This window comes from Tropicimonas sp. TH_r6, assembly GCF_033101155.1.
GTDB lineage: Bacteria > Pseudomonadota > Alphaproteobacteria > Rhodobacterales > Rhodobacteraceae > Tropicimonas.
Map to the genome: position 1 here is coordinate 87,074 of NZ_JAWMPX010000013.1, position 20,799 is coordinate 107,872.

General features: G+C 65.8%; 20 protein-coding genes. 8 read left to right on the forward strand and 12 right to left on the reverse strand.

Going from position 1 to position 20,799, the window contains the following annotated elements; genetic code table 11:
• Window positions 1-47: 47 nt before the first annotated feature.
• The 3 genes from R3X27_RS13940 to R3X27_RS13950 all read right to left on the reverse strand — a co-directional run bounded on the left by R3X27_RS13940 (window position 48) and on the right by R3X27_RS13950 (window position 4,064).
• Window positions 48-734, reverse strand: coding sequence for a lipoyl protein ligase domain-containing protein (locus R3X27_RS13940; RefSeq protein WP_317709474.1), 687 nt, complete (start codon window positions 732-734; stop codon window positions 48-50).
• A gap of 85 nt (window positions 735-819) precedes the next feature.
• Window positions 820-1,974 (reverse strand): iron-containing alcohol dehydrogenase, encoded by a 1,155-nt coding sequence (locus R3X27_RS13945; RefSeq protein WP_317709475.1) that lies wholly within the window; start codon window positions 1,972-1,974, stop codon window positions 820-822.
• A gap of 404 nt (window positions 1,975-2,378) precedes the next feature.
• Complete coding sequence (locus R3X27_RS13950; protein ID WP_317709476.1) at window positions 2,379-4,064, reverse strand: acyl-CoA dehydrogenase family protein; 1,686 nt, start codon at window positions 4,062-4,064, stop codon at window positions 2,379-2,381.
• A gap of 151 nt (window positions 4,065-4,215) precedes the next feature.
• Here R3X27_RS13950 and R3X27_RS13955 point away from each other — a divergent pair, with 151 nt between their 5' ends.
• The gene (locus R3X27_RS13955) at window positions 4,216-4,989 is read left to right on the forward strand and encodes a sulfite exporter TauE/SafE family protein (protein WP_317709477.1); all 774 of its coding nucleotides are present in this window, start codon (window positions 4,216-4,218) and stop codon (window positions 4,987-4,989) included.
• Window positions 4,990-5,087: 98 nt separating this feature from the next.
• Here R3X27_RS13955 and modC read toward each other — a convergent pair whose 3' ends face one another.
• The 5 genes from modC to R3X27_RS13980 form a co-directional block, all read right to left on the reverse strand.
• Complete coding sequence (modC, locus tag R3X27_RS13960; protein WP_317709478.1) at window positions 5,088-6,176, reverse strand: molybdenum ABC transporter ATP-binding protein; 1,089 nt, start codon at window positions 6,174-6,176, stop codon at window positions 5,088-5,090.
• Window positions 6,173-6,871, reverse strand: coding sequence for a molybdate ABC transporter permease subunit (gene modB / locus R3X27_RS13965; RefSeq protein WP_317709479.1), 699 nt, complete (start codon window positions 6,869-6,871; stop codon window positions 6,173-6,175). Before modB ends, modC begins: the two co-directional genes overlap by 4 nt.
• On the reverse strand, window positions 6,868-7,647 hold the full coding sequence (gene modA / locus R3X27_RS13970; protein ID WP_317709480.1) for a molybdate ABC transporter substrate-binding protein: 780 nt from the start codon (window positions 7,645-7,647) through the stop codon (window positions 6,868-6,870). Before modA ends, modB begins: the two co-directional genes overlap by 4 nt.
• 65 nt (window positions 7,648-7,712) lie before the next feature.
• Window positions 7,713-8,576, reverse strand: coding sequence for an SDR family oxidoreductase (locus tag R3X27_RS13975; protein WP_317709481.1), 864 nt, complete (start codon window positions 8,574-8,576; stop codon window positions 7,713-7,715).
• Between the two features lie 186 nt (window positions 8,577-8,762).
• Complete coding sequence (locus R3X27_RS13980; RefSeq protein WP_317709482.1) at window positions 8,763-11,048, reverse strand: efflux RND transporter permease subunit; 2,286 nt, start codon at window positions 11,046-11,048, stop codon at window positions 8,763-8,765.
• 140 nt (window positions 11,049-11,188) lie between these two features.
• Between R3X27_RS13980 and R3X27_RS13985 the strand changes: the two genes are divergently transcribed.
• Window positions 11,189-11,962, forward strand: coding sequence for an ion channel (locus R3X27_RS13985; protein WP_317709483.1), 774 nt, complete (start codon window positions 11,189-11,191; stop codon window positions 11,960-11,962).
• Window positions 11,963-12,017: 55 nt separating this feature from the next.
• Here the strand turns inward: R3X27_RS13985 and R3X27_RS13990 are convergent, their stop codons facing one another.
• Window positions 12,018-12,821: a glutathione S-transferase family protein gene (locus R3X27_RS13990; protein ID WP_317709484.1), complete on the reverse strand. Its 804-nt coding sequence runs from the start codon at window positions 12,819-12,821 to the stop codon at window positions 12,018-12,020.
• A gap of 114 nt (window positions 12,822-12,935) precedes the next feature.
• Window positions 12,936-14,729 (reverse strand): ABC transporter transmembrane domain-containing protein, encoded by a 1,794-nt coding sequence (locus R3X27_RS13995; protein WP_317709485.1) that lies wholly within the window; start codon window positions 14,727-14,729, stop codon window positions 12,936-12,938.
• A gap of 135 nt (window positions 14,730-14,864) precedes the next feature.
• Here R3X27_RS13995 and R3X27_RS14000 point away from each other — a divergent pair, with 135 nt between their 5' ends.
• From R3X27_RS14000 to R3X27_RS14015, 4 genes are all read left to right on the forward strand, one after another.
• Window positions 14,865-15,317 carry an NUDIX hydrolase gene (locus R3X27_RS14000; protein WP_317709486.1) on the forward strand — a complete coding sequence of 151 codons (453 nt, stop codon included), beginning with the start codon at window positions 14,865-14,867 and terminating at the stop codon, window positions 15,315-15,317.
• A 207-nt stretch (window positions 15,318-15,524) separates the two neighbouring features.
• The gene (locus R3X27_RS14005) at window positions 15,525-15,887 is read left to right on the forward strand and encodes a DsrE family protein (protein WP_317709487.1); all 363 of its coding nucleotides are present in this window, start codon (window positions 15,525-15,527) and stop codon (window positions 15,885-15,887) included.
• A 101-nt stretch (window positions 15,888-15,988) separates the two neighbouring features.
• Window positions 15,989-16,879 (forward strand): SPFH domain-containing protein, encoded by an 891-nt coding sequence (locus R3X27_RS14010; RefSeq protein WP_317709488.1) that lies wholly within the window; start codon window positions 15,989-15,991, stop codon window positions 16,877-16,879.
• A complete protein-coding gene (locus R3X27_RS14015) occupies window positions 16,879-17,166 on the forward strand; it encodes a hypothetical protein (RefSeq protein ID WP_317709489.1) in 288 nt (95 codons plus the stop codon). The genes R3X27_RS14010 and R3X27_RS14015 overlap by 1 nt, the downstream gene beginning before the upstream one ends.
• 131 nt (window positions 17,167-17,297) lie before the next feature.
• Here R3X27_RS14015 and R3X27_RS14020 read toward each other — a convergent pair whose 3' ends face one another.
• The gene (locus R3X27_RS14020) at window positions 17,298-17,852 is read right to left on the reverse strand and encodes a sugar O-acetyltransferase (protein ID WP_317709490.1); all 555 of its coding nucleotides are present in this window, start codon (window positions 17,850-17,852) and stop codon (window positions 17,298-17,300) included.
• Between the two features lie 84 nt (window positions 17,853-17,936).
• Window positions 17,937-18,653: an orotidine-5'-phosphate decarboxylase gene (gene pyrF / locus R3X27_RS14025; RefSeq protein WP_317709491.1), complete on the reverse strand. Its 717-nt coding sequence runs from the start codon at window positions 18,651-18,653 to the stop codon at window positions 17,937-17,939.
• Between the two features lie 241 nt (window positions 18,654-18,894).
• Between pyrF and meaB the strand changes: the two genes are divergently transcribed.
• Complete coding sequence (gene meaB / locus R3X27_RS14030; RefSeq protein WP_317709492.1) at window positions 18,895-19,878, forward strand: methylmalonyl Co-A mutase-associated GTPase MeaB; 984 nt, start codon at window positions 18,895-18,897, stop codon at window positions 19,876-19,878.
• Complete coding sequence (locus R3X27_RS14035; RefSeq protein WP_317709493.1) at window positions 19,879-20,748, forward strand: DMT family transporter; 870 nt, start codon at window positions 19,879-19,881, stop codon at window positions 20,746-20,748.
• The last annotated feature ends 51 nt before the right edge of the window (window positions 20,749-20,799 follow it).

Below are 20,799 nucleotides of genomic sequence, written 5' to 3' on the forward strand. Positions count from 1 at the left end.
TTCTCCGTCGCTCAGGGCGACGGGGCAGCGATTGCAAAAACGGGGCGTTACGGCTCGAGTGTGGCCAGCTCCTCCAAGGTCGCATCCCAAAGAGCTTGGGCGACCGCTTCTCCTATCGGGGCATCGCTGCCGAGAGCGGCGGACAGGGTGGTATGGACCTCGCTCCGCACCGGGTCGAGCCCGAGATCCTCATGGAAGGCATCCACCGCCCCGGCGCCGGGTGCGATCTCCCCCTCCACCAGGATCAGCGCGTGGGCCAGCATGCGCGACCGCCCACCGCCCCGGGATCGCCAACGCTGCGCCGTACCGACGAATTTCCGCCCCTCGAGCGAGAGATTCCAGGTCCCGTCGCAAAAGCTCCCCGGCGTGGCGCCGGTATGAGCCTTAAGCCTCTGCGCAGAGGTGACCGACTGTATGATCCGGGTGATGAGCTTGTAGCCCGCCTCGATATTGAATCCGCGCCCGACGGTCACCGCGAAGCTCAGGTTCAGCACGCCGGGCCCCTGCGGCACTGTCCCGCCGCCGGTGCGCCGCTGGTGAACCGGCCAACCACGCGCCGTGGAATGCATCACGGCCAGATCGAAGCCCGGCCGCGTCCGGTAGGCGCGCGGACAGACCAGCGCTCGGTTCTCGGCCGACCAGAGAGCCACCTGCGGTCCCGAGGCGGAAAACATCTCAGCTTCCAGCGCGAGGCCGTCGGCCACATCACCGACCCATTGCAACGCCTCAGTCATGAATCCGCATCTCCGAAACCGTCCAGACCGACACAGTCTATCAGCCCCATCCGCAGCGTCGACACCCGGCCGGCCAGAACGCCGCCTAGCGCGCCGCCGCCATCATCTCCAGCATCTCCGGTGCCGTCAGAACGGCGGGGTTCGCCTTCATCGAGGAAGAACTTGCCGCTGCCTCGGCCGCCGCCGCCCGATCCTCGCCCGTTATCCCGAGCGCATCCAGCCCGGCCAGTCCGGACTCACGCGACCAACCGGCGAGCCGGTCGAAGCTCCGTGGCGCTTCGCAGTCCATCACCTGCCCGATCCAGTGGTGCAGTTCTTCGATCCGCGCGAGAGTCTGCGGCGCTTCGCTGCGCGCCGCGTTCAGCGCAAGCCCATGCGGCAGCAAGGCGCCGCAGATCGCGCCATGAGCCGCGCCAGACAGCCCCCCGAGCGGCCCCGCCAGACCGTGAATGACCCCCAACCCGGAATTGGCCAGCGCCAACCCACCGCAGAGTGCGACCCAGGACATCCTGTCCCGCGCGGCCTCCTGCACCTCCGCTGTGCCGTCCATCAGCGTCTTCAGCGCCGTAAGCCCGTCCAGAATAGCCGGACGACAGAGCGCGTCGGTCAACGGGTTGGCGCGGGTGCAGAGATATGGCTCGATCACCTGCGTGACCGCGTCCAACCCGGCCGCCAGCGTGACCCCGCGTGGGCAGCTATCGGTCAGCGCGGGATCGACAATGGCCAGGTCGGGCAGCATCGTTTGGTCGCGAAGGCTTACCTTGCGGCGGGCTTCGGGAACCGAGATCACGGCGTTCCGGGTGACTTCCGTTCCTGTGCCCGCGGTTGTGGGCAACGCCGCGAAGGGCAAGGTCGGGACCTCCAGCGGCAACCCCTTGCCGACAACTTCGAGGTGATCCATGGCCGGGCGCGGCGCGGGCGCCAGCGCCGCAATCGCCTTGCCGCCGTCCAGCGCCGCGCCGCCGCCAATGGCGATCACGGCCTGAGCGTCGAAGGCGCGGGCATGGTCGATCCCGGCCTCGACCCGCGCGAGATCAGGCTCCCCCGGGAAACTGAAACTCCCCAGCGCCACACCGCGTTCGGCCAAGGCTTCGACCAGCCAGTCAGACCGTGAAGCCTCCGCTCCGGTCACCAACAGGATCCGCTCCCCCAGCGCCGCCAGTTCTGGCACCGCGCGCCTCGCCTCCCCTCGGCCAAAGCGAATGTCGGATGCGGTGACGAAGGAGAATGCAGGCAGCATCGGTGAAGTCCTTGTTCATCTGTCTCAGGTGGCCGGGCCGTCGCCGCCCTGCATGCCGCATTTGGCCCGTCACGCCAATGCGGCCAATCTGAACATGACGTCTCGCGCGGTCACCGATGAAGGGTCCCAACCGGAGAGCGTTCCCTGCGCGCCGAAGGCGCGCCCCGCCCCAATGGTCGCAGACGGCGCAGGCGTCGAAAACCGAGGGGGAGCCTCCGGCCGGGCAAAGCACCACCTCAGGGCAGGAGCGGTTGCGGCCGCAATCGTGCAGAATCTGGATGTTCCCCGATACGCCGCCCCCGCGCGCAGCCTCGACAGCCATGTCCACCGCGCTGCTCCTGTGCCGAAATGCCAACGGCCGCCCGGTCAGGGCGGCCGCGCACCAGTCCCTCTGCCAAGCAGGCTCAGCCCAACAGACGCCGGGCAATGACCTGTGCCTGGATCTCCGCCGCGCCCTCGAAAATGTTGAGGATCCGTGCATCGCAGAGCACCCGGCTGATCGCATATTCGCAGGCAAAGCCGTTGCCGCCATGGATCTGCAACCCGTTATCCGCCGCAGCCCAGGCAACCCGCGCGCCGAGCAGCTTTGCCATCCCGGCCTCCAGGTCGCAGCGCTGGTCGTGATCCTTCTCCCAGGCAGAGAAATAGGTCAGCTGCCGCGCCACCATGATCTCGACCGCCATCATCGCCAGCTTGCCGGAGACGCGCGGAAACTCGATCAGCGCCTTGCCGAACTGCTTGCGGTCCTGTGCGTATTGCGTCGCGATATCGAGCGCCGATTGCGCCACGCCGATGGCCCGCGCCGCGGTCTGGATGCGCGCCGCCTCGAAGGTCTTCATCAGCTGCTTGAAGCCCTGCCCTTCGACACCGCCAAGCAGGTTGTCGCCCTTGACGTGGAAATTGTCGAAACCAAGCTCGTATTCCTTCATCCCGCGATAACCCAGCACTTCGATCTCGCCGCCGGTCATGCCCTCGGTCGGGAACGGATCCTCCTCCGAGCCGGGTATCTTCTCGGCCAGGAACATGCTGAGGCCCTTGTGATCCGTCGTCTCCGGATCGGTCCGGGCCAGCAGCGTCATCACATGGGTGCGTGCGGCATGGGTGATCCACGTCTTGTTGCCGGTCACCTTGTAGTCGCCGTTTTCATCTTTCACCGCGCGGGCGCGCAGACTGCCGAGATCGGAGCCGGTATTGGGCTCGGTGAAGACGGCCGTGGGCAAGATCTCAGCGCTGGAGAGCTTCGGCAGCCAGTATTCTTTCTGCGCATCCGTGCCACCGGCAAGGATCAGCTCGGCGGCGATCTCGGAGCGCGTCCCCAATGAACCCACGCCGATATAGCCGCGCGACAGCTCCTCGGAGACCACGACCATCGACGCCTTGGAGAGGCCGAATCCGCCATATTCCTCCGGGATGGTCAGTCCGAACACGCCCATCTCGGCCAGCTCCTCGATGATCTCCATCGGGATCAGTTCGTCCTTGAGATGCCATTCATGCGCGTTGGGCTCGACCCGGTCCACGGCGTAACGGCGGAACTGCTCGCGGATCATCTCCAGCTCGTCTTCCAGCCCCGTCGCGCCAACGGTGATATTGGCCGATTGCTCCTGCATCAGCTCGACAAGCCGGGTCCGGGCGCGCTGGCTGTTGCCGTTCTGGCAAAGCGCCGCGATCTCGGTCGAATGCAGCCGCTGCAGGTCCTCCAGCTCGTCCAGCCCCATATCGCGGACCCGGATGATTTCGCCCTGGGACATCGGGATGCCGCCCTGGATCTGCAGCAGGTATTCGCCAAAGGCGATCTGGTGGATAAGCTGTTCGATCTCGCCGAACTTGCCCTCGGCCTCAAGCCGTTCGGCCCAGGCCTGCATCTGTTCCAGCGACTGCCCGTAGGTCGCCAGCCAGGCCAGCGCATGGGCGGCGGTCTGGTTCTGCTCCAGCAACGCGCCGGAAACCCGACCGCCATCGACAACCCGCGCCCGTACGGCCGTTGTCGCCGCTTCCACCAACTCCTTCACCGGCGGAATTGCGGCTTTGGTCAGCGTCAGAAGGTTGTTGAGAATGGGGCTCTGGGGCAGGTCCTGTCCATCATGCGGCATGGCTCGAATCCTTCGTTCATCGGTTTCGGATGGTGATAGTCACTTTGCAGGTGCAGCGCAACATAATTTCAATATGGCATGGCGTTTCGTCTCAATATGTCGTCGCCATTTAGCGGATGCAGCAAGACTTTCAATAGGCTATTCGACGAAAATGGATCCGAGCTTGTTCATGGGCGGCCTGTCGCCCCTCTTCTTCGCGCTGGCCTGCGGCGTGGCGCTGGCGGCAGCCTTCGTGAAGGGTGCAACCGGTTTCGCCATGCCGATGATCATGGTCTCCGGGCTGGCAGCCTTTCTCTCGCCGGAAATGGCGCTGGTGGCTCTGATCCTGCCGACAGTGATCACCAACGGTTTCCAGGCCTTCCGCGACGGGACAGGCGCTGTGATCTCCACGATCCGGTGCTACCGGGTCTATCTCGGCATTGGCGGTCTTTGCCTCATCGCCTCCGCGCAGCTTGTCCGCTCCATTGACGAGCGACTGCTCTACGCGATGATTGGCCTCCCGATTACCGCTTTCGGCCTGATGCAGCTCGCCGGCCTGCACCCGCGCATTCCCGAATCCCGCCGAACCCTCGCGGAAGTGAGCCTCGGCGCGCTGTCCGGCATTATCGGCGGCATCTCGGGCGTCTGGGGTCCGCCGCTGGTGCTTTATCTCACCGCCATCGAGACACCCAAGGGCGACCAACTCCGCGTGCTTGGGGTCGCCTTTGGGCTAGGTGCGATCCTGCTTCTGCTGATCCATCTGCAGACCGGGGTGCTGAACACGCAGACCCTGCCCTTCTCGGCCGCGATGGTGCTGCCGGCCCTTCTTGGAATGCGGCTCGGGCGCCGCGTGCATGACCGGCTGGACCAGCAGGCATTCCGACGGCTGACGCTGTTCGTGTTGATCATTGCCGGGTTGAACCTCGTGCGACGGGCGTTCTTTTAAGGATCCACCTGCATCCACCGCGGGGAAGCCCACCGGACTCCGCGCCAACCAGCGCCCGGCTCCACAGGTCGCAAAAGCACTCAGCGGGCCTGAATGCCTTATCCTGCACCAATATCCTGCCGGGACACCGCGACCGATTTCAGGATCGCATGGCACGCCGTTCCAGGTTCCAGCCCAAGCCCCTCGGCGGAGCGGCGGGTGATGCGCGCGAGAAGCAGGTCGCTGCCGGATTGGAGCTGCACCATGACCCCCGGCCCGTCGCCGAACCGCAGGCTTCGGATCGTCGCGGGCAGGATGTTCAGCGCCGATATCTGTTCGGGCGGGGTCAGCGCGAGGATAACCTCATGGGCCGGGATGCGGATGCGCAATACGGTTCCCGGCGCGGACGTGATGCCGGGCAGCAGCAGCGTTCCGGCGGAGGTCGCCAGCTCGGCCAACCCGTCCGCGTGATGTGCAACCACGCGCGCTTCGACCAGCGCGCCGGCCTCGCGCGGGCCAAGGCTCGGAACGGCATCCGGGTCGGCGAGCAGCTCCGCGGTCGGACCACACCGCAAAACGCGGCCCTCGCGCAGAAGTACCATGGTCGTGGCGAGCCGGGCGACCTCCCCCAGCGAATGACTGACGAACAGGATCGGCAAGGCACTTTCGTCCCGCAGACGCTCGAGGAAGGGCAGGATCTCCTCCTTGCGGGCGTCATCGAGAGCGGCAAGCGGCTCGTCCAGCAAAAGCAGGCGCGGCGAAGCGAGCAGCGCGCGGCCGATGGCGACCCGCTGTTTCTCACCACCGGAGAGCGTCGCCGGAACCCGGTCGAGCAGCGGCGCGATGCCGAGCATGGAGAGGATGCGCGCCTCCTCCTCCGGGTTTGGCGGCAGGCGGTTCATGCGGCGGCCATAAGACAGGTTCCGCGCCACGCTCATATGCGGGAATAGCCGACCGTCTTGGAAGACGTAGCCGATGCGCCGTCGATGCGGCGGCAACCAGTGACCGGTGGCGCTGTCTTCCAGCAGGTGGTTGCCAAGCGCGATCCGACCCTGTTCGGGACGCAACAGCCCGGCAACAGCCTGGACCAGCGTCGTCTTGCCGGCGCCGGAGGGACCAAACAGGGCGGTCACGCCGTCAGGGGCGTCAAACGTGGCGTCGAGAGTGAAACGGTCGAGCCGGTGTCGCAGAGAAACGGAAATGCTCATGCCCCCTCCCTCCGGCGGCGCATCCGGCGCGCGAGCAGCTCGGAGGCGATGAGCGCGCCCATAGCGAGGACGACCGAGAGCAGGACGAGGCGCAGCGCTGAGGCTTCAGCGCCCGGCACCTGCAGGAAAGCGTAGACCGCAGACGGCAGCGTCTGGGTGCGGCCCGGGATGTTGGAGACGAAGGTGATCGTGGCGCCAAACTCGCCCATCGCCTTGGCGAAAGCGAGGATCGCGCCGGCGAGAATGCCCGGCGCGGTGAGCGGCAGGGTGACGGTAAGGAAGACGCGGAGGCGAGAGGCGCCGAGCGTGGCGGCGGCCTGTTCGAGCCCGGGATCGACCGCCTCGATGGAGAGCCGGATCGCGCGAACCATGAGCGGGAAGGCCATGATCGCGGCGGCGAGCGCGGCGCCGGTCCAGTTGAAAGCCAGCGTGACACCGAAGAGATCGTACAGCAACGCGCCAAGTGGGCCGCGCCGGCCAAAGGCGAGCAGCAGCAGGTAGCCGGTAACGACAGGCGGCAGGATCAGCGGCAGGTGGACCAACCCGTTGAGCACCTGCCGTCCGGGGAAGCGGGCGCGGGCAAGGAGCCAGGCCGTGGCGATGCCGATGGGCAGGCTCAGGGTCACGGCCCAGAAGGACACCTTCAACGACAGCGCGACCGCCGCCCAGGCCTCCGGGGACAGACCGAGGATCATTCGTCCCCCTGCCCCGCCAGGCCGAAACCGTGATCGCGGAAGATTTCGGCCGCCTCCGGACCCGCGAGGAACTCGGCGAAAGCGTCGGCCTGTGGCGCAACGCTGTCGATCGGAATGGCCATCGGGTAGCGGATCGGCGGGTGGCTCTCGGCTGGGAAGGTCAGGACGCGGTGCACTTTCGACTCCGCCAGCGCATCGGTCGCGTAGACGATACCGAAATCGGATTCGCCCGTCGCCACAAGCGCCAGCGCGGCGCGGACATTGTCGGCCTGTGCGACATGCGGCGCCATCCGATCCCACCAATCAAGGCTTTCCAGTGCGGCCTTCCCATAGATCCCCGCTGGCACGGCCTCGACCAGCGCCATGGCGATCTCGCCCCCGCCCGAGCCAGCGGACCAGCGGTCCTCGTTGAAAAACGCGGTTTCATCAGCTTCCGGATCGCTTGAAACCACGACCAGCGCATTTGTCAGCAGGTTGCGTTGGCTGCCGGGTTTCAACAGCCCGTCGCGTTCCAGAACGTCCATCCAGGCTTCATTGGCCGAGAGGAAGAGATCCGCCGGAGCACCCGCCTGGATCTGACGCGCCAGTGTCGCACTGCCGGCCAGCGAGACCGTCACGCGGTCTCCGCTCTGGGTCGCCCAGGCCGCAGCCGCCTCGTCCAACGCTTCCTTCAGGCTCGACGCGGCAAAAACCAGCAGCTCGTCGGCGCGCGCGACGCCGGGCGCGGATGCGATCAGCGCGACGGTCAGCAAGGTTTTGAGTGGGAAGGTCATCATGGTGCCATGTCTTTCGCCGCCGATATTCTGCGCTTCATTCGTCCGGGGCAAGGGGGCGCGGCAGCTTATTCCTCGGAGGGCACGGCTGCGAGCTGCCGGTAATGATCCGCGAGGTGACGACACCCATGCGGCACCCCGACCATCTCCAACCCCATGGCGGTGAGAAAGAACTGCACCGGACCATGGATATGCGCCGGCGTCACCCGCGGCAGGATGCGAAGCGCGGCGCGACGGGTCCAGTCCGGAAGCCGGATGATCCGGACTGGCTTGTCCAGGGTCTCGAAGGCGAGGCTGGCCAGCTCGGCATGGGTGAAGATATCCGGGCCGCCAATCTCGAGCCGATCCATGCCAGCCTCGACAGCATCCAGCGCTGCCTCGGCGAGATCCGCCCCGTGGATCGGGTTGAGTCGCAGCGCCCCGTCGCCGAAAAGCCACGCTCGGCCCGACCGGGCCATGCCGAGGAAATCCTCCATGTCGGAAAAGAAACCGCTCGGGCAGATCACGGTGCTGCGCAGGGGCGCGCTGCGGAGCCGGTCGACGAAGGCCTGCTTTGCCGCGACCAGCGGCACCTCGGCCATCGCCTCGGCATTGAGCACATGAACATAGGCGAACCTTTCGATTCCCGTGTCCAGCGCTTCCTCGAGGAGGTTCACATTCGCCTGGAAATCGACATCGCGATAGGTGAGACCGTCCTTCTGCCGCGTGATCCCGAGCGCACTGACGACGAGGTCGCAACCGGCCATGAGCCCGCGCAGCGCCGAGCGATCGGTGGCTTTCGCTTCGACATAGGCATCGGCCCCGACTCCGAGCGCTTCCGCACGCGATCGGTCGCGCACGAGGGCACGCACCTGCCAACCCCGTGCCCGGCACGAAGCAACGATATGTCTGCCAAGATAGCCCGTCGCTCCGGCGACAAAGACGGTTGTCATTCCCTTCCCAAGCTCCGCCGGTCGGTCCAATCGCACGGAGGATAGCCCGGCCAGCGGGGCTTGGGAACAAAAACGCTCATTGGGACGGAAAAAAACGCCCGTGAGGGGAGATATTACGTGGGTCGCCACACGCCGTTCCTGTCGCAAAGCGGCCTATCTGTGGGCACAGCGTGGCGGCACGCCGGGTCACACTTCGTGCGTCGCCTTCGAGGTCCCCGACATCCAGACGAGGCAGGCCGGCAGGACGACAAGGTCCGCCAGAAGGGCGAGACCAAAGACCGCGATGGAGAGCGCGCCGAACGCGACAACGGACGGCAGCCCGGCAAAGAGCGTCGCGGACAGGCCGATGGACAGTGTGACCGAGGTCATGATGAGCGCTGGCGCAACCTCCGACAGGGCGCGATGGATGTCGTCGGGGCGCGCCCGGTCGAACCTCGGGGAGGTGAGGCGCAACCGGTTCAGCGCGTGAAGCGTGTCGTCAATGGCGAGGCCAAAGGCAATGGTCAGCGCGATGCCGGAAGCGAAGTCGAGCCCGCGTCCGGACAGGGCAAGCCAACCGCCAACGAGCGTTACCGGCAAGGCATTGGGGATCAGGGCGGCGGCCGTGATCCGGAGCGAGCGGGACCAGGCGAGGATCAGCGCCCCCGAGGCGAGGATGGCGACGAGGAAACATCGGTTGAAATCACCCAGCATGTCATGGCTGGCAAAGGCCGACATGGTTTCGAGCCCGGTCGCACGGCTCAGGCCGATTGCACGCGCGGCCGGGTCGTCCGCCAGCGAGGTTTCGATCTCGGCGACCTGTCGACGGGTCTGTTCGGACCCCGCGTAGGGATAGGGCAACGAGACAAGGCCTGCCGTTCCGTCCCGCGAGACCATCTGCGCCAGCGCCTGGGCGGGCAGGCTGTCCAGCACGGCCCGCGTCTCGGTTCCCATGCGCCTCGCAAGCGCCGTGGGCGACAGGATCTCCTGCCCGTCGACATGAGCGGCGAGCCGGTCATGCGCGGCGTCGAAAGCGGCGGCCGGTGCCTCGGCGTCGAGATCGAAACGGAAAAGCAGCGCGCCGGTCGGGCCGAAACTCGCCTCGACCTGGCGCAGGGTGGCAAGCGTCGGGGCCTGCTCGGGCAGGCTGCCGAGGAGCGAGAAGCGATATTCGACACTGGTGAAGGCGGCGATGGCGAGGCACATCGCGGCGAGCGCCGTGAGGGCGATCCGGCGCGGGTATCTCAGCGCCGTGGCGATCACCGGGTCTGCGGGGCTGGCCGCACGCGGCGGCTGGGCGCGGCCGAACAGGTATCTGGCCGGGAGCAGCGCGAGCAATGTGGTCATGACGAGCGGATGCACAACGAGTACCGCGACAAGCGCGATGAGTGTGCTGCTGGCGCCGATCACACCAAGCTCGGCGATGAGCTGAGATGACGAGAGGCTGAGCGAGGCAAAGGCGATGGCGGTGCTCACGGATGCCAGGACACAGGCCGGCGCCACCCGCCGCAGCGCGCTGCGCACCGGGCTGGCGCAGCCGGCGGCGTGCAACCGGCGGGTCTCGTGGCTCAGGTGCAGCGCATCGGAGAAGGCAATCACGAGGATCAAGACCGGTAACGGCACCGTCACCACGCTTATGGGAATGCCGGACAGGCCGAGGAGACCAAGCACCCAGAGCAGCGCCGTTGCCGCCACGGCCGCCGTGGCCGCACCAAAGACGAGGCTGCGTAGGACAAGTGCCGCGGTCAGGCTGCCCAGCACGGCACCGGCAAGGTTGAGCCACCTGAAATCGCGCGCCAACTGATCCAGCACGCGCTGCTGGATGACCGGGTATCCGGTCAGGCGGGGTTCGATTCCGGCCGCGCGCAGCTTCGCAAGCTCCAGCTCGGGCACACGGGCGCCGGAGGTCTCGGCCAGGGACGGCTCGGGCTCCAGTTGCAGGACCACGAGCATCGCGTCCGCATCCGCCGAGAGAAACCGGTCGAGCCAGGGTTGCCGCTGGCGCGCGTCGGCAAAGGCAGCCGACAGGTCGTCTGGCCAGGTCGTACTCTCGCCAGACAGGAACGCCCGGGGACCGTCCGGCCCCGGGACGGGCAGCGAGAAAGCGGAGACTGCCGCGGCAACGCCGTCGGTCAGTTGGAGGTCCAGCAGGTAATCGGCCAGCGCCTGAAGGCGCGCCCTTTCGGCGAAGCTCTCGGCTTCAAGCAGCAGGAAGAGACGGTTCGTCCCGGCATCGAAATCTTCCTGCAGGGCACGAAAATCAGCATGGCGCGCCGTATCGCTCTCGAAGGTGCGCGCGAGCCCGTCATCGAAGCGCAAACGCAGCAGGCCAGCGGTCCCGAACAGATCGACCAGCAAGAGCAACGCCCAGCAAGCCAGCAGCAGCACCAGACGCGACCGCCTGCGCCCCGGGTTGGGCACCCCGGACCCGGCCGTGCCGGGTTGCTTGCTGTCGCGCGGGTCTTGCTGCCCGCCTGTCCTGTTTCCGTTCACCCGACCCACCGCAAAGACCGCCCACTGCCACCAAGTCTCGCATATCCCGCGCCGTTTGCCGCTGCGTGTGAATGGTCGCACCACGCCCGGGCTTCCCCTCGCGCATATTTCCGGCCTAGTCTGCGGCGGGGAGGCGACGAATGAACCGACTGAAATCGCGGATTGTTTCGCTCTATACAGGACAGGCGCAGAGGTCGGTTCGCTTCCGCTATGCGCTCATCGTCTTTGATCTCGCCACGGTGGCCTATTTCATCGCCGTCACGCCGTTCCCGATGACCCCACTGATCAAGGCAATCAACGTGCTTCTGGCGATCGTGATCCTGGCGGATTTCCTCTGCCGGCTCTGGATCGCGCCGAACCGATGGGCGCATCTGGGACGGGTCTATGTGATCGCCGATGTCATCGTCCTCGGCTCGCTCCTGTTCGACCCCTTTATCGCCATCAACCTGACCTTCCTGCGAATCCTGCGCGGCTTGCGACTTGGACATTCGAACTACCTGTTGCAGGACCTCCGAAGCGGGTCGCAATTCTTCCGCGAACATGAGGACGCACTTGTCGCGGCATTGAACCTCGTGGTCTTCGTCTTCGTCACAACCTCGGGTGTCTTCGAACTCTTTGCCGATGCGAACCGCGGCATGGCGGGCTATATCGACTCGCTCTACTACACGGTGACAACCCTCACCACGACCGGGTATGGCGACCTGACCCCGCAGACACCCCCGGCCAAGCTCTTCGCGATCCTGATCATGGTGGTTGGCGTTTCGCTTTTCCTGCGCCTGGCCGGCGCGATTTTCACCCCCAACAAGGTCCATGCCCCCTGCCCGACCTGCGGGCTGACCCGGCATGACATCGATGCGGTCCATTGCAAGCATTGTGGCGGGATGGTGAAAATCGAGACGAAAGGCGCCGGCTAGGGCGCTGATCACCCCGCGCGACACGGGGACGGGGCTCTGGCGACAGGAAACCGGTTCAGCTCGAAAGAAGGCCGAGATCTGTGTCCGTGGCAGTTGGTCCGAACTTGTCACGCGGAGGCCAGGGCCGGTCGCGCCATTCGGGGTCGAAGGTGAAACTGGAGACCGTGCGCCCCTCTGGCAAAGACCCGTTCCCGGCGCCGAGCGCATAGTCGTAGTAGAGCTTCACGATCTGTTCGCGGGAGACCTGCTGGGCCGCGGGATGCCCCAGGCACGCCGTGCGCCAGCGCGCGACACGGGCGTAGCCGGGGGCATCCGGCAGGTCGAAACCTTCGAAGTAATCGAGAAACCAGAAGCGCATGAAAATCGGCGTGAAGACGGCTTCCGCCAGCCCGAATTCCTCGAACAGCCATGTGCCCTCCGGATTGTGCTCAAGAAGGAAATCGTTCAGATCGCGATAGAGCGCCAGGAGCCTTTCGCGATGGGGGCCCGTTTCCGCCGGATCCCGGTTCATGACATACAGATAGCCCGCCATCGTGAAGGCGCCCTCGCGGCCGATCAACATGCCTTCGACCGCGTGCTCCAGCGTGTCGGAGCGTCGGATCTGCCGATCGCCGATGGCCTCGTCGAGATAGCGCAGGATGACGAGGCTTTCCTTGATGATCTTTCCATCCGTCATTTCCAGCACTGGAAGGGCTGTGGTGCCGCGCGTCTTGCGCAGCAACGCCGGATCGCGGGGCCGGGTTATGTCGACAACCTCGAAGGCCACGGCATCGGGTGTGCCTTTCAACGCCAGCAGGATTTCAAGTCGCTGCGAGAAAGGACAGACGGGAATATGATAGACAATCGGGCAATCTCTCAAAGCGCGCTCCTATCTGGCGGCCCCACGCGAATGGCCTCGCCGCCGAAACCTCATTCAACGCGCGCATGATCCTCGAAGTTGCCGCGACAAGGCAACCCGATTGCCCAGGCGGGCCTATTCAGCCGCGAGACCATCGGTGAATTGCAGCCGGGCGAGGCGGGCATAGAGGCCGCCCTGGGCGACCAACTCGTCATGCGTGCCCTCGGCCACGATCCGGCCGGCCTCGAAGACGAGGATGCGGTCGGCCTGCTTCACGGTGGCCAGGCGGTGGGCGACGATCAGGGTCGTGCGGCCTTCGGTCATCGCGTCCACGGCGCCTTGCACGGCGCGTTCGCTCTCGGCGTCGAGCGCGGAAGTGGCCTCGTCGAGCAGCAGCACCGGGGCGTCGCGCAGGATGGCCCGGGCAATGGCGATGCGCTGTTTCTGGCCGCCCGAGAGCATCACGCCGCGCTCGCCGACATAGGTTTCGTAGCCCTTGGGCATGGCGGTGATGAAGTCATGCGCCTGGGCGGCGCGGGCGGCGGCCTCGACCTCGGCATCGGTGGCTTCGGGGCGGCCGAAGCGGATATTCTCACGCGCCGTCTCGGCGAAGATGACCGGGTCCTGCGGGACAAGTGCCAGCGCACGGCGGAAGGCGGCGCGTTCCATTTCCGGCAACGCGATGCCATCGAGCCGGACAGCGCCCTGCTGCGGGTCGTAGAAGCGCAACAGCAGTTGGAGAATGGTGGATTTGCCCGCTCCGGAGGGACCGACAAGGGCGACCTGTTCGCCGGGTTTCACGGTGAAGGAAACACCGTTGAGGGCGGCGTCCTCGGGGCGGGTCGGGTAATGGAAGCCCACGTCCTCGAACGCGATCTCGCCGCGGGCTGGCGTGGGGAGCGCGACGGGAGCAGCGGGATCGGAGACGGTGTCCTCTGCTTCGAGCAGTTCGATAAGCCGCTCGGTGGCACCGGCGGCCCGTTGCAGCTCGCCCCAGATCTCGGAGAGGGCGGCAACGGAGCCGGCCATGATGCCGGCATAGATCAGGAACTGCACCAGCTCGCCGGCGGTCATCACGTCGCCGCGCACGTCACGGGCACCGATCCAGAGAACGCCGAGAATGCCGGAGAAGACCACGAAAATGATGATCATGGTCAGGGCCGCGCGCACGCCAATGCGGACCTTGGCGGAACGGTAGCTGGCTTCCGTAACCTCGCCAAAGCGGTCTCGGCTGGCAGCCTCATGCGAATAGGCCTGCACCGTCTGCGCGGCCTGCAACGCCTCGGCGGCATTGCCGGAGCTCTGTGCAATCCAGTCCTGGTTCTCGCGGGAGAGTTTGCGCACGCGGCGGCCGAGCGCGAGGATCGGCAGGATGACGACCGGGATGATCGCCAGCACCATCAGCGTCAGCTTGACCGAGGTGAAGAACATCATCACCAGCCCGCCCACGAAAAGCAGCGTGTTGCGCAGGAACCAGGAAACAGAAGAGCCGATCACCTGCAGGATCAGCGTCGTGTCCGTTGTGATGCGGGAGATGACCTCCCCTGTCATGAGCCCCTCGAACCAGGTCGGGCTCATGGCGATCATGCGGGCGAAGACGGCCTTGCGCAAATCGGCCACGACCCGTTCGCCGAGCCGGGTGACGATGTAGTAACGCATGCCCGTGCCAAGGGCGAAAATGGCGGCGATGCCGATGGCGGCCATGAAATAGCCGTCCAACAGCGCCAGCGCCCCGTCCTCGAAACCGTCAACCACGCGGCGGGCGGCCATCGGCAGCAGCAGCGAGACGCTGGCAGTGATGACGAGCGCGATTCCTGCGAGGATGACATAGCGGCGATAGGGCGAAAAGTAAGGGAACAGCGCCCGGAGCATCCCGACCCGTTTCGAGCTTTCGCGCTGGTGCTCGGCCTCGGCTGCATTTCGCGCCATTTCCATCTCCCCGTTGTCGTTCGAGGAGCATTAGCGATCTGGGCGGGGAGCGGCAAGCGGCTTGGCACTTGGGCGGGCAGCGCGCGGGAGATATGCAGGAGGGGCGCGGAGCACGGGGAAACAGGGGAGGTCGGCATGGCCGCAAGCGGATTCGAAAGCCTTTTGGGCGATACAGGGCTCGTCGGGGCCAAGCTGGCGCTCTGGTCGGGCGATCAGCTGCTCTGCTACCTGCGCGATGATTTCGACCATATCCCCGACCCCGACAAATGGGACCTGCCCGGCGGGCTGCGCGATCCGGGCGAAACGATTCGGGACTGTGCGCTGCGGGAGGTGCAGGAGGAGTTCGGCGTGTCGCTTTCGGCGGACGGGTTCGATTTTGCGGCCCGCTTCGTCAAATTCGAACCTCACCGGCTCGAAGCCGTCTTTCTCGCGGCGCGTCTGCCCAAACGGCTGATCGGCGAAATCAGCTTCGGCGATGAGGGACAATGCTGGGAGATGATGCCGGTCGCGACATATGTCTCGCATCCGCGCGGCGTCCGGGAGCTGCAATCCTGCGTCGCGCTCTGGTGGGAAGGTCTCGATGGCTGAGCCGCGCATTCCCGGCATCGCAAGCCTCTTGCCGGGCAAGGGCGGCGCTCTGACGGCCCGGCGGGCAAACCGGCCAGCCCCCCGAAAGGACACCGGCCTGCGGCGGCGGCGTTATGTCGGAAAAAACGCGCCCGGACCGGGCCGCAAACCCATTCGCGGAGCGGTCAACCTGTGTCAGGATGACCGCATTACATAGGAGTAGCGTTCATGTCCGATTTCCTGATTCATATCACGACCGGCCCCGAAGACCCCACGAAGGCAACACTCGGCTGCCTCGTCGCGGCAACGGCTGCCAAGGCCGGGCATGAGACCAGGGTGTTTCTGGCGGGCGATGCGGTTCGGCTTTTCGATCCGGAAGTGGCGGCGGTGCTGACCGGGCTGGGCACGGGGCGGCTGTCCGATCACCTGGAGGAGATCGCCGACCATGGCGGGCGGTTCTACCTCTCCGGCATGTCGGCAAAGGCACGCGGCTATGACGAGAGCCTGCTGGACGGCAGGCCGGCGGAGTTCGCCCTGCCGGACGTGCTGGTCGGGCTGGCCGACGAGGCCGCCACGGTGCTCTGCTACTGATCCTGCGGTAGAATTCGACAATGCGCGCTTTTGCGCCCCTTTGCAGCGGCGGCTAGGGCAGGCATAGTCGCGCCAGGTAAACCGACAGGACCAGTTCTCTCATGCCCAATGATCTTCTTGCTTCCCTGACCGGCGGCTCGATCGTGCTTCTGCTGATCGCCGCCTTCATTATTGTCTGTGTGTTTCTCGGGGTCCGGATCGTCCCGCAATCCGAGAAATACGTGGTCGAACGCTTCGGCCGGCTGCGCGCGGTGCTCGGGCCGGGCCTGAACCTGATCGTGCCCTTTCTGGACCGGGTTGCGCACCGGGTCTCGATCCTCGAACGCCAGCTGCCCAATGCCAGCCAGGATGCGATCACCTCGGACAACGTTCTCGTGCAGATCGACACCTCGGTCTTCTACCGCATCCTCGAGCCGGAAAAGACCGTCTACCGGATCCGCGATGTCGATGGCGCCATTGCCACGACCGTTGCCGGTATCGTCCGGGCCGAGATCGGCAAGATGGAGCTGGACGAGGTCCAGTCCAACCGCACCCAGTTGATCGGGCAGATCAAGGCGCTGGTCGAGGACGCGGTGGACGATTGGGGGATCGAGGTGACACGCGCCGAAATCCTCGACGTCAATCTCGACACCGCCACGCGCGAAGCGATGCTGCAGCAGCTTAACGCCGAGCGGGCGCGGCGGGCGCAAGTGACCGAGGCCGAGGGTCAGAAACGGTCCGTCGAGCTGTCGGCGGATGCCGAGCTTTATGCCGCCGAACAGATCGCCAAGGCGCGTCGTATCCAGGCCGACGCGGAAGCCTATGCGACCGGTGTGGTCGCTGCGGCAATCCGGGAGAACGGGCTTGAGGCAGCGCAATACCAGGTCGCGCTGAAACAGGTCGAGGCGCTCAACGCGCTCGGCAATGGCAGCGGCAAGCAGACAATCGTGCTGCCGGCCAATGCGCTGGAAGCCTTTGGCGACGCTTTCAAGATGCTGAAGGGAAAATCGTGATGATCTGGAACGAATGGTGGGCGTGGGCGGCAGCCGGGCTCGTTCTGGCGATTCTCGAGGTCTTTGCGCCAGGCTGGATCTTTCTCGGCTTTGCCGTGGGGGCCGGGGTGACAGCGCTCCTGCTGGCCATGGGCGGCGCCCTGGGAGGGGCGCTGGCCGATTCCCTGCCGACCCTCCTCGTCACCTTCTCAGTGCTCTCGCTCGCCGCCTGGCTGGTGATGCGGCAGGTCTTCGGACTGCGCGGCGGATCTGTGAAGACCTTCGACACCGATATCAACGAGAACTGACGCCAACGTCTCCTGATGCGCAAAGGGAGAAGGGCCGAGCCCGTCACCCTTTGCGCGCAACAGGGCACAAGGCAAAGGACCGTGCCGAGATCTGGCGCGGGCCTCCCGCAGAACTCTGCAGATGAACCCGCTCAGTCGTTCCGCTTGATCGCTCGCGCCGGATTGCCGACAACAACTGTTTCCGGGGGAACGTCCCGTGTAACCACGCTGCCTGCCCCGACAACCGCCCCGTCTCCGATTGTCAGGCCGGCCAGGATGATTGCCCCTCCGCCGATCCAGACCCGCTTTCCGATGTGGACCGGATGGGCGATCTCCAGCCCGTCAACCGTCCGCTTGACCGGATCCTGATGATGTTCAGCGCAGTAGATCTGCACATTCGGTCCGAGCGCGCTTTGCTCGCCGATGGTCACGGTTGCACAATCCAGGATCGTGCAACCGGCATTCAGATAGACCTGGTCGCCAAGGACGATATTGATGCCATAGGCGCAATGAAACGGCGCCTCGATCATGGCGTCTTTCGCGGTAAGGAGCCGCGCGAGTTTCGGGCCGATCGCGCCGCGTTCCTCCGGCGGCAAGCTGTTATGCTCATGCACAGCGGAGCGGGCGGTCGCCCGGAGGTCATCCAGTTCCGCGTCGAGACATGTGTACCACTCGCCCGCCGCCATTTTCTGCCGTTCGGTCTTCATGCTGCTGCTCCTCAAGGCCGGGCATGCCCCCGGCCGATCTTCCGTGCATCGAAGGCGCGAGGGAGGCCCTGCCCCCCCGTCGGCTCAGCTGTTGGGCCGTTTCGCCTGCGGGCTGGCCAGCTCCCGCAGGATCGCCTGCGCTGCGGCGCGCGGATCCTCGGCCCGCCAGACCGGGCGGCCGACCACGACGTGATCGGCGCCATTGGCAATGGCTTCGGCCGGTGTCATCACCCGTTTCTGATCTCCCAGATCGGCCCCGGCAGGACGAACGCCCGGGGTCACGATGAGCTTGCCCTCCGCTTCCGGAAGTGCGCGAAGCAGCGACGCTTCCTGCGGCGAGGCGATCAGCCCGTCCGCACCGGCATTCAACGCGTTGATGGCCCGTTCGAGAACGATGTCCCGAATGTCGCCCGGCTTGATGCAGCCCGCGTCGAGATCGGCGCGGTCAAGCGATGTCAGAACCGTCACGGCGAGGATCTTCAGGTCGCTGCCGCCCTTGCCCTCTTGTGCCGCGCGCACCACATGCGGGTCGCCATGCACGGTGAGAAAATCGAGTTCAAACTGGGCCAGCCCCCGCACGGCTGCCTCGACCGTCGCGCCGATATCGAAGAGCTTCATGTCGAGGAAGATACGCTTGCCATGCTCCCCCTTGAGTTCGTTGGCCAGCGCCAAGCCGCCGCCCGTCAACATGCCCAAGCCGATCTTGTAGAAGGAGACGGCATCCCCAAGCTTGCCGGCAAGTTCCAGCCCCGCAATGGCGTTGGGAACATCGAGGGCAACAATCAGGCGGTCATCGGACATAGGGGGACTCCTTTGCTCAGGTCCGCGTCTGCATAGTTGGTTTTTGCCGCGCATTGAACAGAATTGTGGAACCCTGCAACGCCACAGGCCAACCGGTCCCTGCCCGTTCAGGAGCGTCGACCTGTGTGCAATCCCGCTATTCCCCGCCCGGGCACGCGCGCAGAATCGCCACCGCCGGTTCTGGACATTCGCCGCTCTTGGGCACAAAGACAGCACCAAGACAGCGATCGAGGAAGAGCGGATGGATATCGAGGATCTTGCACGCCGGGTCATGGACGGCGAACGCCGGGCGCTGGCCCGCGCCATCACCCTGGTCGAAAGCAGCCGTGAGGATCACCGGGCACAGGCCACGACCCTCGGCAAACGCATTGCCGGCTGCGGTCGCCAGGCGCTTCGGCTCGGCCTGTCCGGCACACCCGGTGTCGGAAAATCCACCTTTATCGAGGCCTTCGGCCTGATGCTGGTCGAACAAGGGTTGAAAGTCGCGGTTCTGGCGGTCGACCCCTCCTCGGCGCGCTCCGGCGGCTCGATCCTCGGAGACAAGACCCGGATGGAAGAGCTCTCGCGCAAACGCGAGGCCTTCATCCGTCCCTCTCCCAGCCAGAGCCAGCTCGGTGGCGTTGCCCGACGCACCCGCGAGGTGGTCACCTTGTGCGAGGCGGCCGGCTATGATGTCGTGCTGATCGAGACGGTCGGGGTCGGCCAGTCCGAAACCATGGTCGCGGATATGTCGGACCTCTTCCTGCTGTTGCTGGCCCCGGCGGGCGGCGATGAGCTTCAGGGGGTCAAGCGCGGCATCATGGAAATTGCCGACATGATCCTGATCAACAAGGCCGATGGCGAGCTGAAGCCTGTCGCCAACCGGACCTGCGCCGATTACGCGGGCGCGCTGCGGCTGCTGCGCAAACGGCCCGAGGATCCGGAGGATTTCCCCAAGGCGATGACCGTCTCCGCGGTCGCGGGCAACGGGCTCGAGGTCGCTTGGGACGAGATGAACACGTTGGCCGACTGGCGTCGGGAGAACGGATACTGGGACGCCCGGCGAGCCAACCAGGCGCGGAAATGGTTCGAGGAAGAGGTCCGGATGGGCCTGCTGGCACGGTTGAGCAACTCGTCCGAGATGCGATCGCAAATGGACCGGCTGGGCATCCGGGTTGCCGGCGGCGAACTCGCTCCGGCGGCTGCCGCACATGAGATGCTTTCACTGCTCTCCGGCGACACCTGAGTGCGCACCCTCCCCGACAACCTCGTGGGCGCCGGATTCATGACCCTGTCGATGGCCGGTTTCGCCCTTGAGGACATGTGCCTCAAGACTGCCGCCGGACAGATGCCTGTCGGACAAGTCCTCATGGTCTGGGGCGTCCTGGGAACGCTTTTCTTCAGCCTCCTGGCGCTGTCGCGCGGCGAACCGATCCTGCATCGCGACATGTTCTCGCGGCCGATGATCCTGCGGGCGGGGTTCGAAGGCTCCGCGCGGATGTTCTACACGCTGGCCATCGCGCTTATCCCGCTCTCCGACGCCTCCGCCATCATGCAGGCGACACCAATCGTCGTCGTCGCGGGAGCTGCGCTCTTCCTGCGCGAAAAGGTCGGTTGGCGGCGATGGCTGGCGATCCTGATCGGCTTTGTCGGCGTGCTGATGATCCTGCGCCCGGGGACGGCCGGTTTCACCGCCGCGACCCTTCTGGCCATTGCGGGCATGGCAGGATTTGCAGGCCGCGACCTGGCAACCCGCGCCGCGCCGCGCACGCTTTCCAATGCCCAGATCGGCATTTGCGGTTTCTCGATCCTACTCCCGACCGGGTTTGTTCTTCTGGCCTTCTCCGGTGGCGCGACGGTGCCGGACGGCACCTCCATCCTGACCCTGTTTTTCGGTGCTTTCTTCGGGCTCGGGGCTTACATGGCGCTGACCGAAGCGATGCGGACCGGCGAGGTCTCCTTTGTCACGCCCTTCCGCTACACGCGCATCCTCTTCGGCGTCGGTCTCGGCATGATCGCCTTCGGCGAGAGGCCCGACGTTATGAGCTATGCCGGCGCCGGGGTGATCCTCCTCTCCGGGCTCTACATCATGTTCCGCCAGAACAGGGTGACCTGACAGCCCTCTCCAGGCGCAGCGGTCCGGCTCTTTGCCTCCATGCCGCGCGGG

Coding starts and splice junctions, on each gene's coding strand:
- R3X27_RS13950 (WP_317709476.1), bottom strand. CDS start 4,064: ATGCCGCATGATGGACAGGACCTGCCCCAGAGCCCCATTCTCAACAAC.
- R3X27_RS14010 (WP_317709488.1), top strand. CDS start 15,989: ATGCCCAATGATCTTCTTGCTTCCCTGACCGGCGGCTCGATCGTGCTT.
- R3X27_RS13985 (WP_317709483.1), top strand. CDS start 11,189: ATGAACCGACTGAAATCGCGGATTGTTTCGCTCTATACAGGACAGGCG.
- R3X27_RS14015 (WP_317709489.1), top strand. CDS start 16,879: ATGATCTGGAACGAATGGTGGGCGTGGGCGGCAGCCGGGCTCGTTCTG.
- R3X27_RS13955 (WP_317709477.1), top strand. CDS start 4,216: ATGGATCCGAGCTTGTTCATGGGCGGCCTGTCGCCCCTCTTCTTCGCG.
- R3X27_RS13995 (WP_317709485.1), bottom strand. CDS start 14,729: ATGGCGCGAAATGCAGCCGAGGCCGAGCACCAGCGCGAAAGCTCGAAA.
- meaB (WP_317709492.1), top strand. CDS start 18,895: ATGGATATCGAGGATCTTGCACGCCGGGTCATGGACGGCGAACGCCGG.
- R3X27_RS14000 (WP_317709486.1), top strand. CDS start 14,865: ATGGCCGCAAGCGGATTCGAAAGCCTTTTGGGCGATACAGGGCTCGTC.
- R3X27_RS13945 (WP_317709475.1), bottom strand. CDS start 1,974: ATGCTGCCTGCATTCTCCTTCGTCACCGCATCCGACATTCGCTTTGGC.
- modA (WP_317709480.1), bottom strand. CDS start 7,647: ATGATGACCTTCCCACTCAAAACCTTGCTGACCGTCGCGCTGATCGCA.
- R3X27_RS14005 (WP_317709487.1), top strand. CDS start 15,525: ATGTCCGATTTCCTGATTCATATCACGACCGGCCCCGAAGACCCCACG.
- R3X27_RS13940 (WP_317709474.1), bottom strand. CDS start 734: ATGACTGAGGCGTTGCAATGGGTCGGTGATGTGGCCGACGGCCTCGCG.
- R3X27_RS14020 (WP_317709490.1), bottom strand. CDS start 17,852: ATGAAGACCGAACGGCAGAAAATGGCGGCGGGCGAGTGGTACACATGT.
- modC (WP_317709478.1), bottom strand. CDS start 6,176: ATGAGCATTTCCGTTTCTCTGCGACACCGGCTCGACCGTTTCACTCTC.
- modB (WP_317709479.1), bottom strand. CDS start 6,871: ATGATCCTCGGTCTGTCCCCGGAGGCCTGGGCGGCGGTCGCGCTGTCG.
- pyrF (WP_317709491.1), bottom strand. CDS start 18,653: ATGTCCGATGACCGCCTGATTGTTGCCCTCGATGTTCCCAACGCCATT.
- R3X27_RS13975 (WP_317709481.1), bottom strand. CDS start 8,576: ATGACAACCGTCTTTGTCGCCGGAGCGACGGGCTATCTTGGCAGACAT.